General features: G+C 68.3%; 2 protein-coding genes. One reads left to right on the plus strand and one right to left on the minus strand.

The window, feature by feature from the left end:
• The coding region (locus WBH99_RS03150) for a cobyric acid synthase (protein ID WP_424218658.1) at positions 1-1,273 on the minus strand (1,273 nt) is incomplete at its 3' end.
• 99 nt (positions 1,274-1,372) lie between these two features.
• Here WBH99_RS03150 and WBH99_RS03155 point away from each other — a divergent pair.
• A partial coding sequence (locus WBH99_RS03155) for a cobalamin biosynthesis protein (RefSeq protein WP_424218659.1) occupies positions 1,373-1,766 on the plus strand: 394 nt, incomplete at its 3' end.

Raw genomic sequence — 1,766 nt, forward strand, 5'->3', positions numbered from 1 at the left:
GCACCTGGCCGTCGCCGGAGCGGGCCCCCTCGCGGCGATCCGGGTCGAGTAGCAGTAGCGGGCTTTCCAGAGCCGGCCCGTGGGTGACGCCCAGATGAATTTCATAGCCGCTCATCGCCGGGCGGCCTTCCAGGAGGAGGTGGCCCTGCACATTCTGCAACTGCTTTTCCGGCGCCAGGGTGGTTTCGCAATCCAGCCAGCCCAGGCCGGGCGAGCTGCCCGGCGGCCCTTCCAGCCCGTGCGGATCATCAATGGCCCGGCCCAGCATCTGGTAGCCGCCGCATAGGCCGATCACCTTGCCGCCGTAGCGTAGATGCCGTGCAAGATAAGGCGCCCAGCCCTGCTGGCGCAGCCAGTCGAGGTCGGCCCGCACCGCCTTGGAGCCGGGCAGCACCACGAGATCGGCCGGGGGCGGCGGCTGACCCGGGCCGATCCACTGGAAATCCACCTCGGGGTGCAGGCGCAGGGGATCGAGGTCGTTGTGGTTGGCCGTGCGCGGGTAGGCCGGGGCGATCACCCTGAGACGGGCCGCGGATTTATCCGCCTGGCCCGTGGCGATGGCATCTTCTGCATCCAGAAAGAGGCCGTGCAGGTAGGGCAGCACCCCCAGCACCGGCTTGCCGGTGCGCCGTTCCAGCCAGTCCAGGCCGGGGGCAAGAAGGGCCCTATCGCCCCGAAAGCGGTTGATGACGAAACCCACGACCCGGTTCTGTTCGGATGCGGAGAGTAGCGCCAGCGTCCCCACCAGATGGGCGAACACGCCGCCCCGGTCGATGTCGGCGATCAGGATCACCGGGCAATCCACCGCCTCGGCAAACCCCATGTTGGCGATGTCCCTGGCGCGCAGGTTGATTTCCGCCGGGCTGCCGGCGCCTTCCACCAGCACGGTTTCGTAGCCCTCGCTCAGGCGGCGCCAGGAGGCGAGCACCGCCGCCATCGCCCGAGGCTTGTAGGCGTGGTAGGCCTTGGCATCCAGATCGGCGACCACCCGGCCGTGCAGGATCACCTGGGCCTCCTTGTCGGTGCTGGGCTTCAGGAGCACCGGATTGAAATCGGTATGGGGCAAGAGCCCCGCCGCCTGGGCCTGCAGCGCCTGGGCCCGGCCAATTTCACCCCCGTCTGCGGTGACGGCGGAATTCAAGGCCATGTTCTGCGGCTTGAAGGGCGCCACCCGCACGCCGCGGCGTTTGAGGATGCGACACAGGGCCGCCACCAGGGTGGATTTGCCGGCATCCGAAGTACAGCCCTGGATCATCAGGGAGGGAAAAGTCATTCGTTTTCTGCCGCAAAAAACCCCGGCCTACCCAGGGCTTTGGTTATAAAATCGCGCCTCTTTGCAACACGGTGCCCCAACCTTGCGCCGGATTATCCCATGGACTTGCTGGCTGAGCTGTTTGCTGCACATCCCTCCTTGCATCTGCCCCTGGCCGCGCTGGCCGCGGTGCTGCTCGACCAGATCCTGGGCGAACCCCGCCGCTTTCATCCCCTCACGGGGTTCGGCCGGCTCGTCGCCTGGCTCGAAGCGGCCTTGAACCGTGCCGGCGGCCGCGGCCATGGCCTCCTGGCCTGGTGCCTGGCCGTCCTGCCGCTGCTGGGCCTGGCCTTCTGGCTGCGGCAGCGGCCCGGCTGGGGCTGGTATCTGGATGTGCTCCTCGGTTATTTCTCCCTGGGCGCCAAGAGCCTCGCCCAGCACGGCGAGGCCGTGCGCCGGCCCCTCGCCGCCCAGAACCTGCCCGAGGCCCGCCGCCGCGTGAGTTGGCTGGTCT

The sequence above is a fragment of the Azovibrio sp. genome (assembly GCF_049658005.1).
Taxonomy (GTDB): domain Bacteria; phylum Pseudomonadota; class Gammaproteobacteria; order Burkholderiales; family Rhodocyclaceae; genus Azovibrio.